The organism is Collimonas sp. OK307 (genome assembly GCF_900113705.1).
In the GTDB taxonomy this organism is placed as follows: Bacteria; Pseudomonadota; Gammaproteobacteria; order Burkholderiales; family Burkholderiaceae_D; genus Collimonas.
Genome location: NZ_FOQI01000004.1, coordinates 124,684 through 143,793 on the forward strand (window position 1 = coordinate 124,684; position 19,110 = coordinate 143,793).

A 19,110-nucleotide genomic window follows, 5' to 3' on the forward strand; every position below is an offset into this window, starting at 1 on the left:
CTCCTGACGGCGTTTGGACACAAATAATTGCATGGATGGACCCGGCTTTTGCCGTACAAGTTCAACCATGGTCAGGTTTGTATCAATTTACGGTGGCGCTGGATGCTCATCAATATGCCGGCGCCTAGTCCCAAAGTAACCAGCGCGGTGCCGCCATAGCTCATGAATGGCAAAGGTACGCCAACCACCGGCAAAATGCCACTGACCATACCCATATTGACAAATGCATAAGTAAAGAAAATCAACGTGATGGAACCCGCCAGCAGGCGCGTGAACATGGTGGGCGCGTTGACCGCGATCATCATGCCGCGGCCGATCAGCAACATGTACAGGAACAGCAGGACGCCGTTGCCGATCATCCCGAATTCTTCGGAAAACACCGCAAAAATAAAGTCGGTGGTACGTTCCGGAATAAATTCCAGATGGGCCTGCGTGCCTTTCAGCCAGCCCTTGCCAAAAATCCCGCCGGAGCCGACCGCAATGGTCGACTGGATGATATGGAAGCCTTTGCCGAGCGGATCCGAAGTGGGGTCGATCAGCATCATCACGCGTTGCCGCTGATAGTCGTGCAGCACCGACCACAGCACCGGCAGACTGGCGGCGGCCGCCACTGCCAGGCCGATCAGGATGCGCCACGACAAGCCGGCCAGGAAGATCACATAGAATCCTGCCGCCAGCACCAAGGTGCCGGTGCCGAGATCCGGTTGCCTGATGATCAAGCCGACCGGCACTGCCAGCAGCAGTGCCGCCACCACGTAATCACGCCAGGTGATCATGCCTTCGCGCTTCTGGAAATACCAGGCCAGCATCAATGGCATCGCGATTTTCATGATTTCCGAAGGCTGGATGACCATGCCGATATTGATCCAGCGGCGCGAACCTTTTTTTACTATTCCGAACACTGCCACCGCAATCAGCAGCGACACGCCCAGTGCGTAGGCCGGTATCGCAAACCGCATCAAGGTCTGCGGCGGAATATTGGCGGCAATCCACATGATGACGAACGCCACCAGGATATTGCGCAACTGGTCTTCGACTCTTCCCGGGAAATCGATCCCGGCTGAATACAGGGTGACGATGCCTACTGACAATATCAGAAACATAATCAGCGACAAGGCGCCGTCAAACACCGCGATATGCGATTTTATGTTTTGCCAGACGGTATGTTTATCGGTCAGATTCATGGTTCCAATTACTCGCGATTACCTGGGGTTTCTTCGCCCGGCTTATAGGCGTCTTCAGTACCCTCGGCGGGCTTGGCCTGGTTGTCACGCTGTGCCGGCGCCGCGGTATCGTCTTCCACCGACACCGGTGCTGTCCCAGGTGCCGCTGGCGAGGCTGGCTTGCCGCTGTCCCCCGGACGTTTGCCCAGCAGGTAGAAATCCAGCGCCTTGCGCGCGATCGGCGCCGCAGCAGCAGCGCCGAAGCCGCCATTTTCGACAATTACGGCAATCGCTATGCGCGGCTTGTCGGCAGGTGCGAACGCGGTGTACCAGGCATTGTCGGCCAGGCGCGTGTTATTGTGCCGCTTGTCGTATTTCTCGCCTTGTTTGATGCCTAAGACCTGGGCTGTTCCGGTCTTGCCGCCCGATTCATAACCGGCGCCGGCAAATATTGCTCTACCGGTACCTTCATGCGTTACGCCCACCATCGCCTTCTTGATGAAATCGATATTTTCCTGCTTCAGCGGAATCCGGTAACTTTCCTTCGGCACGGTTTCCGTCCGCGTGCGCGTTGTGCCGTCTTCTATGATCTTCACCAGATGCGGTTTCATCACTACCCCATCGTTGACCAGGGTAGCTACCGCATGCGCCATCTGCAGCGGCGTAAAAGCATTAAAGCCCTGGCCGATTCCAAGTGAAATCGTATCGCCGCCAACCCACTTCTGCGCTGCCACCCGTTTGTAGTATTTACGCTTCCAGTCAGTCGACGGCAATATTCCGCGCTGCTCGTGCTCCAGGTCGATACCGGTCAACTGGCCGAAACCGAATGGCTTCATGAAATCGTGGATGGTGTCGGGGCCCAGGTCGTTGGCCAGCATGTAGTAATAGGTATCGCAGGATTCAACGATCGACTTGTACATGTCTACTCGTCCGTGGCCGCCTACCTTGTCGTCGCGGAACTGGTGCCCGCCCAGCATGAAATAGCCGATATCGTTGATGGCGAAAGACGTGGTGCGCTTGCCCAGCTCCAGCGCTGCCAGCGCCATGAACGGCTTGTAGGTCGATCCTGGCGCATAAGTGCCGCTCATCGGGCGATTGATCAACGGGTGATCGGGTGAATTATTCAGTTCGTCCCAGCTTTGCTGATCGATACCTTCGACAAACAGGTTGGGGTCGAACGACGGCTGCGAGACATACGCCAGCACGTCGCCGGTGGACGGCTCGATCGCTACCAGAGCGCCGCGGCGATCGCCGAATGCTTCCTCTGCCACCTTCTGCAGTTCGATATCGATCGACAGGATCAGGTTGTTGCCCGGTATCGCAGAAACGTGCGACATGTTGCGCACTGCGCGCCCGCTGGCGGCGATTTCGATTTCTTCGTAGCCGGTGGTGCCGTGCAACTGCTGCTCGTAACTCTTTTCCAGGCCATCCTTGCCGATATAGCTGGTGCCTTTATAGTTGGCGGCGTCGTCGCTGTCCTCGATCCGATCGGCATCCTTCTGGTTGATGCGGCCGATATAGCCGATCACGTGGGCCGCCACCTGGCCCAGCGGATATTGACGGAACAAGCGCGCCTGTACATCGATCCCCGGGAAGCGATAACGCTGCGCGGTGAAGCGCGCCACTTCTTCGTCGGTCAGACGGGTGCGGATCGGCAGACTGGCAAAACTCTTGGAATCTTCCAGCAATTTCTTGAAGCGGCGCCGGTCTTTCGGTGTAATGCTGACGATCTGCGCCAGATCGTCAATCACGCTTTCGAGATCGCCCTTGATTTTGGAACGGGTGATTTCCAGTGTGTAGGCGGAATAATTACGCGCCAGGACGACGCCGTTGCGGTCCATGATCAGGCCGCGGTTCGGCACTACTGGCACCAGCGAAATCCGGTTGTCCTCGGCTTGCGCCGCGTAGGCATCGTGGCGTATCACTTGCAACCAGACAAAGCGCGCGCCCAGCAAGCCGAAACAGATCAGCACGAAAACCACGGCCGCCGAGATCCGCAACCGGAAATTTCGTAGTTCGCGCTCGGTGTTTTTAAATTCGGTCATGGGTAAACTAAGGCTAAAGCTGACATCGGAGTTGCGATTGGCAACACTGGCAACATCGGCTGCCGGCGATGAATATCAAATTGGGCGATTGTCATCGCGGTCGACCGCACGACGTTGCGGCGCCAGCAACAGCCACACTACTAACGGCCACAATGCTACGCAGACAAAGCTCTCGGAAAAATACAGCCAGCCGGGGAACTTGCCGCTGACGGACATGCGGATGACCAGCTGTATCAACTGTGTCAACAACATCAAAGGCAGCACGTGCAAAGCCTGGACGCCCACCGAGAACCATAGCACGCGGCGATGGATCATGATCGCGAAGTACGATAGCAGAGTATAGGCCAGCGCGTTCTGACCGAGTAAGGTGGCTTCGTGCACATCCATCAGCAAGCCCATGCAAAAGGCAATGCCGATGCCGATCTTGCGCGGTTGGTGAATGCTCCAGAACACCAGCACCAGCGCGACGAAATCCGGCACGCCTGGCCACTGCCCCCACGGCAGCAAGTTGAGCAGGAACGCCAGCAGCAACGTCATCGCAATGAACAACGGATTGGCCGGCAACAGGATGTAATGAGGACGCATCATCGGACACCTGCTCCTTGCGGATTCTTGCGGGCGCCGTCGGGGTTATTGTCTTTCACCGCTTCTTTCGCTGCTTCTCTGGTTTTGTCGCGCGTGCTTTCGGTCAGCCGGCGTTTGCTGAGTATGTCGGCTTTACTGTCAGGGACCGCCGCTTCGTCGTCCGGCCGCGCGATCGGGCTCGGGTCGACCAGCAGGATCAGCAACTGGGTGTGCCTGTCGATGCCGGCGATCGGCTCACAAACGATATGGGCAAATGCATCGGTCGATTTCGATTCGACCTGCACTACCTTGGCCACCGACAAGCCGGCCGGATAAACGCCGTCGATACCGGAAGTCACCAGCACATCGCCCTTCTTGATATCGGCATTGAAAGACACGAAACGCAAATCCAGGTAGCCGGACTGGCCGCGGCCGTAGGCGACGCTACGCAAACCGTTGCGCAGCACCTGCACCGGGATCGCCTGATCCTTGTCGGTCAGCAGCGTCACCTCGGAGGTAAACGGGAAGACGCGCGTCACCTGGCCAACGATGCCGGTATCGTCAATCACCGGCTGGCCGGTGGCAACACCATGCCGCGAACCGCGGTTCAAGATCACCTTGCGAGCGAACTGATCGCGTGCGTCGTACAGGATTTCGCTCATCAGGGACTTCACCGGCACACGCTGTTCGGCTCCCAGCAAGTTGCGCAGTTGCGCATTTTCAGCGACCAGCAGTTGCGCCTGTTGCAATTGCTGGGCGCGCTCGCCTTGCTGGCTACGCAGAGCCTGATTTTCTTTTTCCACCGTCGACAGCGAAGAAAAATAATCGATCACGCTATTGGCTGCGTTACGCGGCATCAAAGCCACCATCTGCAACGGATAGAGCGCGGTGCCGACGGTCTGGCGCAGCAACAGCAAAGCATGGATGCGTGAATCGGCAATCAGCAGCGCCAGCGCCAACAGCGTGCATATCACCGCCTTGGCGCGAGCCGAAGCACCTTGCTTGAAGAGGGGTGGTGGACTGTATTCCATCAGTAATGGACAGATTCGGTTTGGTCAGTGACTGGCGGTAAAAACACATTCATGTTGATACCCTAGATATGACAACGGGTCGTATGCACTTGTGCACCGACCCGGTTGCCGCTACCCGACCTCAAGATCACGCTGAAGAGGTCGGGCAAGCGTCGCATCAGCCTGGATTACTCGTAAGAAAAGATCGAGCCCAGCTTGTCCATCCGTTCCAGCGCCATGCCGGAGCCGCGCACCACGCAAGTCAGCGGGTCTTCGGCGACAATCACCGGCAAGCCGGTTTCTTCCATCAACAGACGGTCCAGATCGCGCAGCAAGGCGCCACCGCCGGTCAGCATCATGCCCTTTTCGGCGATGTCGGCACCCAATTCCGGCGGCGTCTGTTCCAGCGCGTTCTTGACGGCGGAAACGATGTTGTTGAGCGGGTCGGTCAGGGCTTCCAGGATTTCGTTGCTGGAGATAGTGAACGAGCGCGGAATGCCTTCGGACAGATTGCGCCCCTTGACTTCCATTTCGCGTACTTCCGAACCCGGGAAGGCGGAACCGATTTCCTTCTTGATGGCTTCAGCGGTTTGTTCGCCGATCAGCATGCCGTAGTTGCGGCGGATGTAATTGACGATGGCTTCATCGAATTTATCGCCGCCGACGCGCACCGAGCCTTTGTAGACCATGCCGCCCAGCGAGATGATGCCGACTTCGGTAGTGCCGCCGCCGATATCGACCACCATCGAACCGGTTGCGTCCGACACCGGCAAACCGGCGCCGATTGCTGCCGCCATCGGTTCTTCGATCAGGAATACCTGGGATGCGCCTGCGCCCAGCGCGGATTCGCGAATCGCGCGGCGCTCAACCTGGGTCGAACCGCACGGTACGCAAATGATGATGCGCGGCGAAGGCTTGAACAGCTTGGTGTCGTGCACCATGCGGATGAATTGCTTGAGCATCTGCTCGGTGACGGTAAAGTCGGCAATCACGCCGTCTTTCATCGGCCGGATCGCTTCGATATTGCCAGGGACTTTACCCAGCATCTGTTTTGCTTCACGACCGACAGCTTGAATCGTCTTCTTGCCGTTAGGGCCGCCTTGCTGTCGAATCGCAACAACCGATGGCTCATCCAGGACGATACCTTGATCGCGTACATAAATCAGCGTATTCGCGGTACCCAGGTCAATCGCCAGGTCATTCGAAAAGTAACTGCGTAAAAATCCAAACATGAATTGTTCCAATGCGCAACAATGATGCGCTCAAACGTTTTTTAGGGGGGTGTCTAGTATCCGGCGCATGGTAAAGATCTATTACCTGCCGCATGGACGCAACATTCTACCTTATAATTTGACTCAAATTAGGGCGTATAGCGCTCAAAATGCTTGCTTTTTACAAAAATCTGAGAAGTCATCGGCAGGCGAAGTGTTTCTTTTTTAACCATAATAGCAGCAGCGCCCTCGTGCGCCATCGAAAATCATGTCATTAGCCCTTTCCGACGTTAAGCGCATTGCCAATTTAGCACGCCTCGAACTCACCGAAGACCAGGCGGCTTCCACGCTCGATAAACTGAACGGTATTTTCTCGCTGGTCGAGCAAATGCGGGCGGTGGATACCACCGGCATCGAGCCACTGAGCCACCCGATTGCGGCGCTTCAGCAGGATTTGTCGCTACGCTTGCGCGACGACGTGGTGACCGAGTCGAATCATCGCGAAGATTATCAAAAGGTAGCGCCGGCAACTGAAGATGGCCTGTATCTGGTGCCAAAGGTAATCGAATAAATTACTCTGCCTTCAATAGGCGGGGTGGCCAAATTTTTTGCCCGCCCGCCATTTGCTCCAATAAATTAAGTCAGCAGATTTTAAAAAATTCTCATGCATACCAAAACTCTCAAGCAACTGTCGGTGCTACTGCACGAAAAGAAGATTTCGGCCGAGGAACTGGCGCAACTGTATCTGGCGCGCATCGGACACAGCGATCTGAATGCATTTTTGCATGTCGACCAGGAACTGACGCTGCAACAGGCGCGCGCCGCCGACCAGCGTCTGGCGCAAAACGACAGCACGCCGCTGACCGGCGTGCCGATCGCCCACAAGGATATTTTCGTGACGCGCGGATGGCGCGCTACCGCCGGTTCGAAAATGCTGGAAAACTACACCAGTCCGTTCGACGCCACCGTGGTGGAACACTTCAATAACGCCGGCATGGTGACCTTGGGTAAATTGAATTGCGATGAATTCGCGATGGGTTCGTCGAATGAAAATTCGCATTTCGGCCCGGTGAAAAATCCTTGGGACAAAACCGCAATTCCAGGCGGCTCATCCGGCGGTTCAGCCGCCGCCGTAGCCGCGCGCCTGACACCAGCCGCGACCGCCACCGATACCGGCGGCTCCATTCGTCAGCCAGCTTCGTTGTGCGGCGTCACTGGCATCAAGCCGACTTACGGCAGCGTCTCGCGCTACGGCATGATCGCCTTCGCTTCGTCGCTGGACCAAGCCGGCCCGATCGCGCAAACCGCAGAAGATTGCGCGCTGCTGTTGAACGCGATGACCGGCTTCGATCCGCGTGATTCGACCAGCCTGGAACGCAAGAAAGAAGATTTCAGCGCCAGCCTGGACCAGGACCTGAAGGGCCTGCGCATCGGTATTCCGCGTGAATATTTCAGCAGCGGCCTGTCAGCCGATGTCGAACAAGCCGTGCGCGCAGCGCTGCAGGAATATGAAAAACTGGGCGCTACGCTGGTTGATATTTCGCTGCCGAAAACCGAGCTGTCGATCCCGGTCTATTACGTGATTGCGCCAGCCGAAGCATCGTCCAACCTGAGCCGTTTCGACGGTGTCCGTTACGGCCACCGCGCCGCCGATTACAAAGACCTGGCCGACATGTACAAGAAGTCGCGTGCGGAAGGATTCGGCGAAGAAGTGAAGCGCCGGATCCTGGTCGGCGCGTATGTGCTGTCGCATGGTTATTACGATGCCTACTATCTGCAAGCACAAAAAATCCGGCGCCTGATTGCGCAGGATTTCCAGAACGCGCTGACCGGGCCGAACCGCCAATGCGACGTCATCATGGGGCCGGTATCGCCGACCGTGGCGTGGGATCTGGGCGCCAAGGCAGACGATCCGGTCGCCAACTACCTGGCGGATATCTACACGTTGTCGACCAGCCTGGCTGGCTTGCCGGGCATGTCGATACCTTGTGGTTTCGGCCAGGGCGAGAAGAATGCAAAGCGTCCGGTCGGACTGCAAATCATCGGCAATTATTACGACGAGGCCAAGCTGCTGAACGTCGCGCATCAGTATCAACGCGTGACGGACTGGCATTTGCGCAGCCCTGAATAAGAACGATCGCCAAACCATGTCATCGATCTTGCGCTTTGTCGTTGCTCGCCGCGCTAAGCTGACGGTGTCTGTTGTGCTGGTCTTGAGCGCTGCGTTGATGGCGCCGGCAGTCCAGGCACAGCAATTGCACACCAAGTTCGGCTGCTCGCTGACGCGTGACGAAGACGGTGAGAAAGTAATTTACGGCGACACCGGCGAATTCAAGCTGGATGGCGACAAGATTGAGGCGTTACGTTGGGAATCGGCGCAATACCGGCCGACCCACGGTTTCGAATGCAGCATCGATACCGGCGACGGGGTGCAAGCCGAACTTCAGCACGACGGATTGAAAGACAACTGGCGCATCACCTTGAAAGATCCGGTCGCGGCACGCCATCAACGCGGCTACGATTCTTTCAATCACGGTATGAATTGCAGCATCCGTTTACAGCGCGAGGGCGACAAATTGCATGTTTTGCCAAGCTGCCCGGCATTGTGCGGATCAAGAGTAAACTTTACTGAGCTGTCGGTGAATCTCAAAACCGGCGACTGTAGTTATCCAGGCTAATTGCGGGAAAGAGCCGCCCGGGTAGGGTTTAAGAGGCGCCGCCGTGCGCCGAATTACTCTGTCCCCAACAAATCAGAAATAAGGAAATTATTATGCAGTGGGAAGTCGTGATCGGTCTGGAAACGCATACGCAACTCTCGACCAACTCAAAAATTTTCAGCGGCTCGTCGACCCAGTTTGGCGCAGCCCCCAATACCCAGGCCAGCCCGGTCGACCTGGCGCTGCCTGGCGTGCTGCCGGTGCTGAACCGTGGCGCGGTAGAGCGCGCAATCCAGTTCGGCCTGGCGGTGAATGCAACGATTGCGCCGCAATCGATCTTCGCGCGCAAGAATTATTTCTATCCCGACCTGCCGAAAGGCTATCAGATCAGCCAGTTTGAAATCCCGGTGGTACAAGGCGGCAAGGTCTCCTTCCTCCTGGAAAAAGACGGCAAGAGCGAACTCAGGACCGTGCAGCTGACACGCGCCCATCTGGAAGAAGACGCCGGCAAATCGCTGCATGAAGACTATCAAGGCATGACCGGCATCGACCTCAACCGCGCCGGCACGCCTCTATTGGAAATCGTCACCGAACCGGACATGCGCAGCGCTGCCGAAGCGGTCGCCTACGCTAAAGCCTTGCACTCGCTGGTGATGTGGCTGGGGATTTGCGACGGCAATATGCAAGAAGGCTCCTTCCGTTGCGACGCCAACGTCTCGGTGCGCCCGGTCGGGCAGGCCGCCTACGGTACCCGCACCGAAATCAAGAACCTCAATTCATTCAATTTTATGGAAGAGGCGATTAATTATGAAATACGCCGCCAGATTGAACTGATCGAAGATGGCGGCACTGTCGTGCAGGAAACCCGCCTGTACGACCCGGACAAGAAAGAAACCCGTTCGATGCGCAGCAAGGAAGATTCGCAGGATTATCGCTACTTCCCGGATCCTGACCTGCCGCCGCTGGCGATCAGTGCAGAATGGGTTGAGCGCGTCAGGGCAACCATGCCTGAATTGCCAGACGCGATGCGTGAACGTTTTGTGCGCGACTTCAGTTTGTCGGCCTATGATGCTGCGGCGATGACGCAATCGAAGGCAATGGCGGGCTATTTTGAGGCGGCCACCGCCAGCGGCGCGCAAGCCAAACCTGCGGTTAACTGGCTGATGGGGGATATGTCTTCCACTTTGAACCGCGAAAATGTCGACATCTCCGAGGCGCCAGTCAGCCCGAAACAATTGGCGGTATTGCTGCAACGGATTGAGGATGGCACTATTTCCAACAAGATCGCCAAGGAAGTATTCGGCGCCATGTGGGAAGCCCGATCCGTGCAGGAAAACCTGGCCGACGAGATTATCGAAAGCAAGGGCCTGAAGCAAATTTCCGATAGCGGCGCACTGGAAAAGATCATCGATGAAGTATTGGCCGCAAACCCCAAGTCGGTCGAAGAATTCCGTGCCGGCAAGGAGAAAGCCTTTAATTCCCTGATAGGGCAAGCCATGAAAGCCAGCAAGGGCAAAGCCAATCCGGCGCAATTGACTGAACTGCTGAAACAGAAACTGACTGCTTAAAACGCATGCGGCCGGCGCAAGCGCCGGCCGCATTGCACCGTCTCAAAAATTCTTAGCGCGAGGCCTGCGCCTCAGGCATGGCACTCATCAATTCCCGATAGTGCTTCACCGTTTCATCGAACTTGCCGTTGATGCGCCCCAACTCGGCCTGATGGTCCACCATGTTTTTCTGGTTGTAGGCGATGTCCCGATTGGCTTCGTCTATCTTGTTGCGCAGCGAAGCCGGCAACGTTTTCCTGTGCTTGTAAAACTCGGCTTCCGTATAGGCAGTTTTTAACTGATACTTCGCATCATCGATGCCGACCTGGTCGCGCTTGATCAAATCCTGCGACAACGACAAATAATAACGGCGCGAAGACTCTATATCGGCTTCGCTACGATAACGAGACAGCAAGGCGCGATCCTGCTGGTGCTGCTGCTCTTCCGCTGCCACCTCGGCCCGACGCTTGTCTTCCAACGCTTGCTGCTGGCGCTTTTGCTCAGTGGTCAGCGGCGCCGGGATTTCCCGCTTGACCATACCAGCCTTACTCAACTCCAGGACTTTTCGATCAGAACATTCCGGCATCGGATGATCGGCGGTCACCGTACGCCCGGCAGCATCCTTACAGGTATAAATCTGGCCGTGCGCAAGTAGCGGCAGCAGGCCTGCCGCGCTGAGAAACAAACCCCGCTTAAGAGTAAGAGCAATACGATTCATTCGGTCATCCACGTGTCGACACTTTGCATGTTGCAATCCGGCGTCTGGCTATGACTCAGCTGTGCCGCACGCAGTGCGATCACCGATTAGCAATCACGCTACGCCGTAACGTTCCCGGTAAGCTGCTACTGCAGCTTGATAACGGTTCAGCTCGGCATCTGCGCCAGCGCCGGAAATATATTCCAGCAAGTCGTTCAGGTTACCGATCGAAATCACCGGCATGCCGTACGCTTGCGTCACTTCTTCCACTGCCGAATTAACCGACAGTGCATCATCCTTGCCGGACCGCTCCATCCGGTCCAGCGCAATCACTACCGCACATGGCGTAGCACCGGCAGCGCGAATCATCTCGACCGACTCACGCACCGAAGTTCCGGCCGAAATCACGTCGTCAATAATCAATACCCGCCCTTTCAATGGGCCGCCGACGATGTTGCCGCCCTCGCCGTGATCCTTCGCTTCCTTGCGGTTATAGGCAAACTGCACATTGCGTCCCTGCGCCGCCAACGCCACCGCGGTCGCCGATGCCAGCGTGATGCCCTTGTAGGCTGGCCCGAACAACATGTCAAATTGCAAACCCGAATCGATCAGGGTGCGTGCATAAAATTGCGCCAGCTGGCCCAGTGCGCCCCCCTCGTTAAACATGCCCGCATTGAAAAAATACGGCGAGGTACGCCCGGCCTTGGTCACGAACTCGCCAAACTTCAGCACTCCGGCCTTCACCGCAAATTCAATAAATTGTTGACGTAAATTGTTCAAAATGCACTCCAGACGGTTGATGCTGACAAATTTTGTCGCTATTTGCAGTGCAATAGCGACACCAAACCGCCATTTTAAATGGAGTTCACCCCTTCCACAGCAGTAAGTGCAAACACCGTGCCTGCCCGCAGCTGGATTTTTAACTGCAAGTGCCGACGGCTGCCGCACACGACCAACGCCCTTCGGTTATCCTTAGAGCTTGACCGGGCATCCCCCCTTAATATTTTTTTATCGATCAAACATGCCAAGAATCATTTCCGCCAATCTCAACGGTATCCGCTCAGCGGCCAGAAAAGGCTTTTTTGAATGGATGGCCAAACAGTCTGCCGATTTCATCTGCGTCCAGGAGCTGAAGGCGCAAGCCGCCGACATGACGCCCGAATTCCTCGCGCCTGAGGGTTACGTCGGACACTTCCATTACGCTGAAAAGAAGGGCTATTCCGGAGTCGGCCTCTACAGCAAGCGTAAGCCGAACGCAGTACGGATCGGCTTTGGCAATCCTGAATTCGACGCCGAGGGACGTTATGTGGAATGCGATTTCGGTGATCTGACGGTGATTTCGCTGTACTGCCCATCCGGATCTTCCAGCGAAGAGCGGCAGATTGCCAAGTTCCGCTTCATGGAAGCCTTCCTGCCGCACCTACAACAACTCAAGGAAAGCGGCCGCGAAGTTGTCATTTGCGGCGACTGGAATATCGCACATCAGGAACGCGACCTGAAAAACTGGAAGGGCAACAAGAAGAATTCAGGCTTCCTGCCGGAAGAACGCGCGTGGCTCACCCATCTGTTTGAACAAGTCGGCCTGGTCGACGCCTTCCGCGTGGTCGACCAGCGTGATGAGCAATACACCTGGTGGAGCAATCGCGGCCAGGCCTGGGCCAAGAACGTCGGTTGGCGCATCGATTACCATATCACCACGCCTGGCATCGCGGCCAACGCGCATGCCGTGGCGATTTACAAGGATGAGCGCTTCTCGGACCACGCGCCGCTGACGATCGACTACAGCTGAGTCTGGATAAGGGCGCGCCTGATGGCAAGTCTAAGGATAAGTTTTACAGCGACACCGGCTGGCCGTCGACAAAGACGATCAGGTCGCCCTCGTTAAACTTGGTCCATACCTCATTGGTAGTCAACGGCTCCGTGACAATTACTGCCACCCGGTCTTGCGGTGTAGTTACTTGCGAAAAATCGACGCTGACATCTTCATCCGACAGATGGGCCTCGGCAAACGGAAACTGGCGCACGATGTAATACAGATTGGTCGAGCAATGCGTGTACAGCGCCGAGCCGTCCGACAACATCATGTTGAAGGTACCGTGGGCGGCAATCTGCTGTGTCAGTTCGCGCAATGCAAGCGCCAGCACGGCCTGCGGCGGTGGCGTGTCGCCGAAGCGCTGCCGTAGCTGTTGCAACAGGTAGCAAAACGCCAGTTCGCTGTCGGTATTGCCTACCGGCCGGTAGGGCCCGTCCAGGTGCGGCGTAAACTCCTTGAGATCGCCGTTATGGGCGAACACCCAGTAGCGGCCCCATAATTCACGCACAAACGGATGGCAATTCTGCAACGCCACCTGACCTTGCGTGGCTTTGCGGATATGGGCGATGACGTTTTTCGATTTGATCGGGCAGCGCCGGATCAACTCCGCTACCGGCGATGCAATTGCCGCCTGGTAGTCGACGAAATGACGCACCCCGCTACCTTCGAAAAAGGCGATACCCCAACCGTCGCTATGATGGCCGGTCTGGCCGCCACGCGTGGCAAAACCGGTAAAACTGAACACAATGTCGGTCGGCACATTGCAGTTCATTCCAAGTAACTGACACATATTCGTGAACCAAGTGAAATAGACGGGAACAGCGCGCAAATTGCAACTTGATAACGGTATCACGCAGCAGCGCTAATCAAAAGTTAAATATGGAGGCTACGCCGCCACATATCACCTCGGCGCTATACCTTGTATAGCCGCCCTCAAATGGCCCGGAGCCGCTTTACCAGCAATATGTGAGAACAAATGCGTGCCGACATCAGATTCGGCGCCTTATAAAGAGGAAGAGACAATGTCGCTGGCCCCCCACACGTCCTGCACGGACACACGCCCCGCTATTAGCAAAATGGAATGCCATAAACATCACAAGCCGCCTACGCGCTGGTGGCTCTTGTTGCTGCCGTTGGCGCTGCTGCTGGCAAGCGTGAGTGCCATTACCAGCGCTGCCGACCTGCCCAAGATCATCTACGTGCGGCCGGTGCCGAACAACGACGATGTACTGCTGCAACAAGGCACTAGCGGCGTCAATAACGCTGCCAAAATATACCGGATGCAAGCCAGCACCCTGGAAAGCGTGGCGACCCGCGCCGGCCGCCAGCAGCAACTGGACAATGCGGTCAAGCAAGGCGCCAAGATTGTGGTGCTGATGGGCATTGAATTCAAGGAAATCCTGGAGAACACAGCACGCCAGGCGCCGCAAACCCGCTTTTTGATTCTGGAACACTGCATCCCCAACGCCGCTCCCAACATCACTTGCATCACTTTCCGCGAAAATGAAGCTAGTTATCTGGCCGGCATGCAGGCTGCACTAGCTTCCAGCGCCGGCAAGATCGGCATGATCGGCGCCGTTAACACCCCCTTGCGCCTGAAAAACAGCGAGGCTTTCGTGGCCGGCGCACGCGCGGCCAAACCCGGTATCTCGATTCATGAACCGATGTGGGTGGAAGGCGTTCAACCCTTCAACGATCCGTCGCGTGCAGAAATGTTGACCAAAACCATGCTCGGCGACGGTGTCGACGTCATCTGGGCTGCGGCCGCCGGCAGCAATTCCGGCGTATTCAAGGCTTTGACACCGCAGTCGCGCGCCAAGGCGATCGGCAGCGGCGTCAACCAATGCATACAAGCTGCGGGACGCGTGCTCGACAACGTCGAAGTGCATGCCGATACGGCAATCGTGATGGCGGTAGGTTTGCTGGTTAACAGTTCGACCGCGGGCTCGACCGAACCACGCTTTGATTTCGGCTTGAAAGAAGGGGCGGTATCCTTGACCGCGCTGGGTCTGGATGCCGCTTATTCGGAATGTGAAATCCTGCGTCAGAGGCCGGTGGTGTTAAAACTGCGCGAAGCCAACAAGGCCATCGTCAGCGGCGCGCTCAAAATGGATTAAATGCCGCGATTCTGATAGCGTGGTGGTTTTATTCAGGGTGGAGCGGCATGGATCAACTGGCAGCGATGCGCGCATTCCGGCGCGTAGTCGAGACCGGCAGCTTCACCGCTGCCGCCGCAGAACTCAACCAGTCGCACACCATCGTCTCGCGCCAGGTGCGCCAGCTGGAGCTGCAGCTGGGTGCGCAACTGCTGAATCGCACCACGCGCCGCTTTGCGCTGACCGAGGCCGGCCAGGAATATTACGAACGCAGCCGCCAGATCATCGATCAGATAGATGACGCCGCCCAGGCCGTGTCGGCACATCAGGCGCGCCCCTCCGGCATGTTGCGGATTAACGCGCCGATGGCGTTCGGCACGCTGGAACTGGCGCAATGGCTGCCGCAATTCATCCTGGCCAATCCGCAACTCAGTGTGGACCTGGTCTGCAACGACCGCCTGGTCGATGTGATTGAGGAAGGCTTCGATGTCGCGCTGCGCCTGACCCGCTCCCTGCCCGACTCGACCCTGGTGGCCAAACGGCTGGCACGCTGCGAGATACTATTGGCGGCCGCACCGGCATATCTGCAACGGCATGGCGTACCGCAGCAGCCGAGCGACCTGACGCAGCACAATTGCCTGACTTATACGCTGGCGCAAAAATCCAATGAATTCCAGTTCCACGCCGCCGACGGCAGCGAGCACACGGTGAACGTACGCGGTACTCTGCAAGCCAACACCGGTATCGCTTTACGCTCGGCGGCATTGGCTGGCCTGGGTATCGCCGCTACCAGTTCTTTCATCGTACATGAGGATCTGCGGCGCGGTGACCTGTTGCAAATCTTGCCCGACTACACGATGAAACCACGGGATCTATATGCGATCTATCCGCAAAACCGGCACCTGTCGCCGAAAGTCAGGGCGTTTGTCGATTTTGCGGCAGACTGGTACAGCACTCCGCGCTGGGATTGACGCCCCCCAGATGCTCTATAAATGCAGGTGGAAATGGCCGCCGCCAAACAAACCAATCAAACCGATGGCGATCAGATAGAAGGCGACGATATAGTTCAAGAGTTTGGGCATGACCAGGATCAAAACACCGGCAAGCAAGGAAACCACCGGTACAAGCGAAAGATGAAGATTCATAGGCAAATTTTTATGATGGAAAATGGTAAACGCAACCCGCCTCACGCTGGCGGTCGGGCTGGGGATTTTACAAGATCGCAGCCATCATACGATGATTTATCAGTCGCAATTTAGAGGGTTACAGAATGTCACTTGTGCCGGACGAATTCACCGTTCGCATTGAGCCAAAGGGATCGACGTTTGTTACATCCGGCGCCGTCCCTTTGCTTGAGGCTGCGCGACACGCAGCCGTCAATTTACCGAGCTCGTGCAGAAACGGCACATGCCGTACCTGCATGTGCCGTCTGCTGAGTGGGCAGATACGTTACCGGATTGAGTGGCCGGGCCTGAGCAGCGATGAAAAAAAGGACGGCTACATACTGCCGTGCATCGCCTATCCGCAATCTGACCTGGTAATCGAAGAGCCTCGGGCCAGCGTAATACCCGTCTCCGGTTAGCGCGTGGCTTGCAGGCGCGCCGCCACCGCCCGATGCGTTTGCGTCAGTCCGCCGAAACCATAAGCTGCGCCGCGCACATCGTGGACATGGACATAACTTTCGTGATGCAGATCCCCCAGCACAGCGCCGATTTCCTTGAACACGGCTTCGATGTAAGCCGCCTTTTCATCGGCGGTATTGGTTTCATCGGTGATCCGGATGTCGAGGAAAAAACTGTTTTTTTTCTGTGCCGCCAAGGACGGGCCGCCGACAAACCAGTGCGCCGGATCGACATGCGAAATCGCAATCGACGTCAATTCCGGTTTCTTGTGCAGGATCGCCGCAGTCAGGCGCGACAAGGTGCTGGCGACCTTGGCGGAAACGGTAGTGTCGGGTGGGGTGGATAGCAGTACGGTGAGGATAGGCATGATGCGAACTCCAAGTTTAGTTAATTAATTAAAAACACAAACCTCAGTTGACCAGTTCGAGAATCGCACTGGTAGTGCGGATCTCTGCAACCGCATCAGATATTCCGGTCAGCACCGCCCGATGCAGATCCTTGTGATTGATCACGCTGCCGTCCCAGGCTTCAATATCGCGGGTGGCGCTGGCATCGCTGGCGACGATGACTTTGTAGCCGTTGGCGGCGCCGTCGAAAGCCGAAGCCGCCACGCAATTATTGGTCATCAAACCGCTGATGATCAGTGTCTTGATACCCTTTGCCAGCAATTGCTGTTGCAAATCAGTGCCGGCAAAAGAGCTCGCGAAAAGCTTGCGAATGGTCGAATGATGCGGAGCGCGCTGCACTTCCGGATGAATCTCAGCCATCACTGTGTCTTGGGTAAACAACGGCCGCGCGGCCGGGCTCCATTGCTGGATATGAAACACCGGCATGCCATGCCGATCGGCCAGCGAGATCAGGCGATTGGCGTTACGCAGCACCAGCATGCCGTCGGGAATCGGTAGCTGGCCGTCAAAATATTCGTTTTGGATATCAATCACCAGCAAGGCAGTCGACTTTGGATCGAGACTGGTGCTGGGTGCAGCGCCAGCGATGGTGCGAATGGTTGGATTGCCGTTCAGTTTGCTAGCCGAGGTAGTCATGTGGAACTCCTTGTTGTAATCTGGAGTACACAGGTTAAGCTTGCGGCCAGGCAGAGAACAGCAGGCTGGCGACACATTATTTGTGCTGGATTAGCACAAATGCCGGAATGGTATAAATCGCCTAAATTGACGGGGGAAGCAAGGGGTGGACTAAATTCAGACTATAATCAGTCCATTCGATCATAGCAAAAACATACGATCCGTCCGGCAACCGCGCAAGGAACTCAGCAATGAAATTCTCGACTCAAGTCAAACCGATCAGCTATCTCAAGAGTCATGCAGCAGAGATCGTCAAAGAGATCACAGAGACCCGCGAACCCATGCTCATCACTCAGTATGGCGAAGCCAAACTTGTCGTAATGGATGTGCGCTCATATGAGGAACATGAGGAAACCCTGTCGCTGCTAAAGATTCTGGCGCTCGGCAACCGCGAGATTGAACAAGGACAAATCCGTACAGCGGAAGACGTATTTGCGGAATTGGACAAAAAAGATCCGCAATGAGCTTTCAAGTCGTTTTTCTGCGTTCGGCAGAGTTGGATTTGAAGGAGCTGAAAACCTACATCACCAATAATTTTGGTCAGGAAGCATGGCAGGTCAATTACGGCAAACTCAAAAAATCTGTGACAAGCCTTGGTACTTTCCCGCTCAAGGGAAACGTGCCTGAGGAAATTGAGAGTTTGAATCTCACTCAATATCGGCAAGTTATCTCTGGCATGAACCGAATCATTTATGAAATTCGCCAGGAAACCATCTTTATCCACATCGTTTGCGATATCCGCAAGGACATGAGATCGCTGCTGACAAAGAGACTGCTAAGAATCTAACCTCCGCGTCCCTTCTTCATTCCTCAATCCGCCAATGGCAACGGACTGGACGGCTTGATCTCCTCAAGGCACACCATCGACCGCACGCCGGCAACTCCCGGCACCTGCATCAAACGATCGGTCAGGAAAGCCGACAGCGACTTCAGGTCGCTCGCCGCCACCTTCAGCAAATAATCGAAATCCCCCGAAATCGTGTAGCACTCCAGGATTTCCGGAAACAGGCGGATCGCCTTTTCCAGCTTGCGCACCTGCTTGAACTGTTCACGCGCGATATTAAGGTTGACGAAGGCAACCACGCCAAGGCCGATCGCAGCCGGCTCTACTTGCGCCGCATAACCGCGGATGATGCCCTCTTTCTCCAGCCGCTGCACCCGCCGATAGCACTGCGGTGGCGATAAATTGACTTGCTCGGACAGCTCCACATTCGAAGCTCGCCCGTTAGCCTGCAAGGTCCGCAGCAAAATACGGTCATAACGATCCAGTTTTTCCATCTCACTCCCCTTCCATGCACGATTCGTGCAGATTACATCCAATTGATGATCAATTATGCACAAATATTTCCAGTGCTTGTGATTATCATGTAGCCAGATGCAACACACATATAAAACAACACTTTGCAGCTACCTCTAAGCGCCCCGAAACTCGGGATGATGTCATCGACCATTCGTCGATACATCACCAGGCTTTTCGAGGTTGTTCAAAATCTGTCGCAAGCGGGGCAAGGTCGTTCTGAGAAGCGCAGCCGTACGAAAGTACGGTGAGCATCGCAAGAGCGAGATTGCCCCGCTTGCGGCAAAGTTTGGACAAGCTCTTAGA

General features: G+C 56.1%; 22 protein-coding genes. 10 read left to right on the top strand and 12 right to left on the bottom strand.

Annotation, left to right across the window (positions count from 1 at the left end; all coding sequences use genetic code 11):
* Nucleotides 1-71: 71 nt before the first annotated feature.
* From rodA to BM205_RS07630, 5 genes are all read right to left on the bottom strand, one after another.
* A complete protein-coding gene (gene rodA / locus BM205_RS07610) occupies nucleotides 72-1,184 on the bottom strand; it encodes a rod shape-determining protein RodA (RefSeq protein ID WP_092413922.1) in 1,113 nt (370 codons plus the stop codon).
* 8 nt (nucleotides 1,185-1,192) lie between these two features.
* The gene (gene mrdA, locus BM205_RS07615) at nucleotides 1,193-3,208 is read right to left on the bottom strand and encodes a penicillin-binding protein 2 (protein ID WP_092413923.1); all 2,016 of its coding nucleotides are present in this window, start codon (nucleotides 3,206-3,208) and stop codon (nucleotides 1,193-1,195) included.
* Nucleotides 3,209-3,283: 75 nt separating this feature from the next.
* Nucleotides 3,284-3,796, bottom strand: coding sequence for a rod shape-determining protein MreD (gene mreD / locus BM205_RS07620; protein WP_092413924.1), 513 nt, complete (start codon nucleotides 3,794-3,796; stop codon nucleotides 3,284-3,286).
* Nucleotides 3,793-4,803 (bottom strand): rod shape-determining protein MreC, encoded by a 1,011-nt coding sequence (mreC, locus tag BM205_RS07625; RefSeq protein WP_092413925.1) that lies wholly within the window; start codon nucleotides 4,801-4,803, stop codon nucleotides 3,793-3,795. Before mreC ends, mreD begins: the two co-directional genes overlap by 4 nt.
* A 167-nt stretch (nucleotides 4,804-4,970) precedes the next feature.
* Nucleotides 4,971-6,014, bottom strand: a complete 1,044-nt coding sequence (locus BM205_RS07630; RefSeq protein ID WP_041742639.1) for a rod shape-determining protein — start codon at nucleotides 6,012-6,014, stop codon at nucleotides 4,971-4,973.
* 247 nt (nucleotides 6,015-6,261) lie between these two features.
* Between BM205_RS07630 and gatC the strand changes: the two genes are divergently transcribed.
* The 4 genes from gatC (at nucleotide 6,262) to gatB (ending at nucleotide 10,218) form a co-directional block, all read left to right on the top strand.
* Nucleotides 6,262-6,564 (top strand): Asp-tRNA(Asn)/Glu-tRNA(Gln) amidotransferase subunit GatC, encoded by a 303-nt coding sequence (gene gatC / locus BM205_RS07635; RefSeq protein ID WP_061541870.1) that lies wholly within the window; start codon nucleotides 6,262-6,264, stop codon nucleotides 6,562-6,564.
* A gap of 93 nt (nucleotides 6,565-6,657) precedes the next feature.
* Nucleotides 6,658-8,124, top strand: coding sequence for an Asp-tRNA(Asn)/Glu-tRNA(Gln) amidotransferase subunit GatA (gene gatA, locus BM205_RS07640; protein WP_092413926.1), 1,467 nt, complete (start codon nucleotides 6,658-6,660; stop codon nucleotides 8,122-8,124).
* Between the two features lie 16 nt (nucleotides 8,125-8,140).
* Entirely contained in the window at nucleotides 8,141-8,671 is a 531-nt protein-coding gene (locus tag BM205_RS07645) for a hypothetical protein (RefSeq protein WP_092413927.1), read from the top strand.
* Nucleotides 8,672-8,763: 92 nt separating this feature from the next.
* Complete coding sequence (gatB, locus tag BM205_RS07650; protein WP_092413928.1) at nucleotides 8,764-10,218, top strand: Asp-tRNA(Asn)/Glu-tRNA(Gln) amidotransferase subunit GatB; 1,455 nt, start codon at nucleotides 8,764-8,766, stop codon at nucleotides 10,216-10,218.
* A gap of 52 nt (nucleotides 10,219-10,270) precedes the next feature.
* Here the strand turns inward: gatB and BM205_RS07655 are convergent, their stop codons facing one another.
* Entirely contained in the window at nucleotides 10,271-10,915 is a 645-nt protein-coding gene (locus BM205_RS07655) for a DUF4124 domain-containing protein (protein WP_092413929.1), read from the bottom strand.
* Nucleotides 10,916-11,008: 93 nt separating this feature from the next.
* A complete protein-coding gene (pyrE, locus tag BM205_RS07660; RefSeq protein ID WP_092413930.1) occupies nucleotides 11,009-11,674 on the bottom strand; it encodes an orotate phosphoribosyltransferase in 666 nt (221 codons plus the stop codon).
* 241 nt (nucleotides 11,675-11,915) lie between these two features.
* Here pyrE and BM205_RS07665 point away from each other — a divergent pair, with 241 nt between their 5' ends.
* Complete coding sequence (locus tag BM205_RS07665; RefSeq protein ID WP_092413931.1) at nucleotides 11,916-12,683, top strand: exodeoxyribonuclease III; 768 nt, start codon at nucleotides 11,916-11,918, stop codon at nucleotides 12,681-12,683.
* Nucleotides 12,684-12,726: 43 nt separating this feature from the next.
* Here BM205_RS07665 and BM205_RS07670 read toward each other — a convergent pair whose 3' ends face one another.
* Entirely contained in the window at nucleotides 12,727-13,497 is a 771-nt protein-coding gene (locus tag BM205_RS07670) for a class II glutamine amidotransferase (protein WP_092413932.1), read from the bottom strand.
* Nucleotides 13,498-13,783: 286 nt separating this feature from the next.
* On the opposite strand from BM205_RS07670, the gene BM205_RS07675 reads away from it, so the two are divergent.
* Nucleotides 13,784-14,824: a BMP family ABC transporter substrate-binding protein gene (locus tag BM205_RS07675; protein WP_175511204.1), complete on the top strand. Its 1,041-nt coding sequence runs from the start codon at nucleotides 13,784-13,786 to the stop codon at nucleotides 14,822-14,824.
* A 47-nt stretch (nucleotides 14,825-14,871) separates the two neighbouring features.
* On the top strand, nucleotides 14,872-15,774 hold the full coding sequence (locus BM205_RS07680; protein WP_092413934.1) for a LysR family transcriptional regulator: 903 nt from the start codon (nucleotides 14,872-14,874) through the stop codon (nucleotides 15,772-15,774).
* A gap of 15 nt (nucleotides 15,775-15,789) precedes the next feature.
* On the opposite strand, the gene BM205_RS07685 is transcribed toward BM205_RS07680, so the two are convergent.
* The gene (locus BM205_RS07685; RefSeq protein WP_092395435.1) at nucleotides 15,790-15,948 is read right to left on the bottom strand and encodes a DUF3096 domain-containing protein; all 159 of its coding nucleotides are present in this window, start codon (nucleotides 15,946-15,948) and stop codon (nucleotides 15,790-15,792) included.
* A 125-nt stretch (nucleotides 15,949-16,073) separates the two neighbouring features.
* On the opposite strand from BM205_RS07685, the gene BM205_RS07690 reads away from it, so the two are divergent.
* Nucleotides 16,074-16,385, top strand: coding sequence for a 2Fe-2S iron-sulfur cluster-binding protein (locus BM205_RS07690; protein ID WP_092413935.1), 312 nt, complete (start codon nucleotides 16,074-16,076; stop codon nucleotides 16,383-16,385).
* Here the strand turns inward: BM205_RS07690 and BM205_RS07695 are convergent.
* Both BM205_RS07695 and BM205_RS07700 read right to left on the bottom strand, forming a co-directional pair.
* Nucleotides 16,382-16,792: a tautomerase family protein gene (locus BM205_RS07695; RefSeq protein ID WP_092413936.1), complete on the bottom strand. Its 411-nt coding sequence runs from the start codon at nucleotides 16,790-16,792 to the stop codon at nucleotides 16,382-16,384. The genes BM205_RS07690 and BM205_RS07695 overlap by 4 nt on opposite strands.
* 43 nt (nucleotides 16,793-16,835) lie before the next feature.
* The gene (locus BM205_RS07700; protein ID WP_092413937.1) at nucleotides 16,836-17,468 is read right to left on the bottom strand and encodes a cysteine hydrolase family protein; all 633 of its coding nucleotides are present in this window, start codon (nucleotides 17,466-17,468) and stop codon (nucleotides 16,836-16,838) included.
* A gap of 230 nt (nucleotides 17,469-17,698) precedes the next feature.
* Between BM205_RS07700 and BM205_RS07705 the strand changes: the two genes are divergently transcribed.
* Both BM205_RS07705 and BM205_RS07710 read left to right on the top strand, forming a co-directional pair.
* Nucleotides 17,699-17,971 (top strand): type II toxin-antitoxin system Phd/YefM family antitoxin, encoded by a 273-nt coding sequence (locus tag BM205_RS07705; protein WP_092413938.1) that lies wholly within the window; start codon nucleotides 17,699-17,701, stop codon nucleotides 17,969-17,971.
* Nucleotides 17,968-18,294 carry a type II toxin-antitoxin system RelE/ParE family toxin gene (locus BM205_RS07710; RefSeq protein WP_092413939.1) on the top strand — a complete coding sequence of 109 codons (327 nt, stop codon included), beginning with the start codon at nucleotides 17,968-17,970 and terminating at the stop codon, nucleotides 18,292-18,294. Before BM205_RS07705 ends, BM205_RS07710 begins: the two co-directional genes overlap by 4 nt.
* 23 nt (nucleotides 18,295-18,317) lie before the next feature.
* On the opposite strand, the gene BM205_RS07715 is transcribed toward BM205_RS07710, so the two are convergent.
* The gene (locus BM205_RS07715; protein ID WP_092357973.1) at nucleotides 18,318-18,785 is read right to left on the bottom strand and encodes an Lrp/AsnC family transcriptional regulator; all 468 of its coding nucleotides are present in this window, start codon (nucleotides 18,783-18,785) and stop codon (nucleotides 18,318-18,320) included.
* Between the last annotated feature and the right edge of the window lie 325 nt (nucleotides 18,786-19,110).

What these genes read in the sequence shown, in the direction of transcription:
- rodA (WP_092413922.1), bottom strand. Translation starts at nt 1,184, where the DNA reads ATGAATCTGACCGATAAACATACCGTCTGGCAAAACATAAAATCGCAT.
- mrdA (WP_092413923.1), bottom strand. Translation starts at nt 3,208, where the DNA reads ATGACCGAATTTAAAAACACCGAGCGCGAACTACGAAATTTCCGGTTG.
- mreD (WP_092413924.1), bottom strand. Translation starts at nt 3,796, where the DNA reads ATGATGCGTCCTCATTACATCCTGTTGCCGGCCAATCCGTTGTTCATT.
- mreC (WP_092413925.1), bottom strand. Translation starts at nt 4,803, where the DNA reads ATGGAATACAGTCCACCACCCCTCTTCAAGCAAGGTGCTTCGGCTCGC.
- BM205_RS07630 (WP_041742639.1), bottom strand. Translation starts at nt 6,014, where the DNA reads ATGTTTGGATTTTTACGCAGTTACTTTTCGAATGACCTGGCGATTGAC.
- gatC (WP_061541870.1), top strand. Translation starts at nt 6,262, where the DNA reads ATGTCATTAGCCCTTTCCGACGTTAAGCGCATTGCCAATTTAGCACGC.
- gatA (WP_092413926.1), top strand. Translation starts at nt 6,658, where the DNA reads ATGCATACCAAAACTCTCAAGCAACTGTCGGTGCTACTGCACGAAAAG.
- BM205_RS07645 (WP_092413927.1), top strand. Translation starts at nt 8,141, where the DNA reads ATGTCATCGATCTTGCGCTTTGTCGTTGCTCGCCGCGCTAAGCTGACG.
- gatB (WP_092413928.1), top strand. Translation starts at nt 8,764, where the DNA reads ATGCAGTGGGAAGTCGTGATCGGTCTGGAAACGCATACGCAACTCTCG.
- BM205_RS07655 (WP_092413929.1), bottom strand. Translation starts at nt 10,915, where the DNA reads ATGAATCGTATTGCTCTTACTCTTAAGCGGGGTTTGTTTCTCAGCGCG.
- BM205_RS07665 (WP_092413931.1), top strand. Translation starts at nt 11,916, where the DNA reads ATGCCAAGAATCATTTCCGCCAATCTCAACGGTATCCGCTCAGCGGCC.
- BM205_RS07670 (WP_092413932.1), bottom strand. Translation starts at nt 13,497, where the DNA reads ATGTGTCAGTTACTTGGAATGAACTGCAATGTGCCGACCGACATTGTG.
- BM205_RS07675 (WP_175511204.1), top strand. Translation starts at nt 13,784, where the DNA reads ATGGAATGCCATAAACATCACAAGCCGCCTACGCGCTGGTGGCTCTTG.
- BM205_RS07680 (WP_092413934.1), top strand. Translation starts at nt 14,872, where the DNA reads ATGGATCAACTGGCAGCGATGCGCGCATTCCGGCGCGTAGTCGAGACC.
- BM205_RS07685 (WP_092395435.1), bottom strand. Translation starts at nt 15,948, where the DNA reads ATGAATCTTCATCTTTCGCTTGTACCGGTGGTTTCCTTGCTTGCCGGT.
- BM205_RS07690 (WP_092413935.1), top strand. Translation starts at nt 16,074, where the DNA reads ATGTCACTTGTGCCGGACGAATTCACCGTTCGCATTGAGCCAAAGGGA.
- BM205_RS07695 (WP_092413936.1), bottom strand. Translation starts at nt 16,792, where the DNA reads ATGCCTATCCTCACCGTACTGCTATCCACCCCACCCGACACTACCGTT.
- BM205_RS07700 (WP_092413937.1), bottom strand. Translation starts at nt 17,468, where the DNA reads ATGACTACCTCGGCTAGCAAACTGAACGGCAATCCAACCATTCGCACC.
- BM205_RS07705 (WP_092413938.1), top strand. Translation starts at nt 17,699, where the DNA reads ATGAAATTCTCGACTCAAGTCAAACCGATCAGCTATCTCAAGAGTCAT.
- BM205_RS07710 (WP_092413939.1), top strand. Translation starts at nt 17,968, where the DNA reads ATGAGCTTTCAAGTCGTTTTTCTGCGTTCGGCAGAGTTGGATTTGAAG.
- BM205_RS07715 (WP_092357973.1), bottom strand. Translation starts at nt 18,785, where the DNA reads ATGGAAAAACTGGATCGTTATGACCGTATTTTGCTGCGGACCTTGCAG.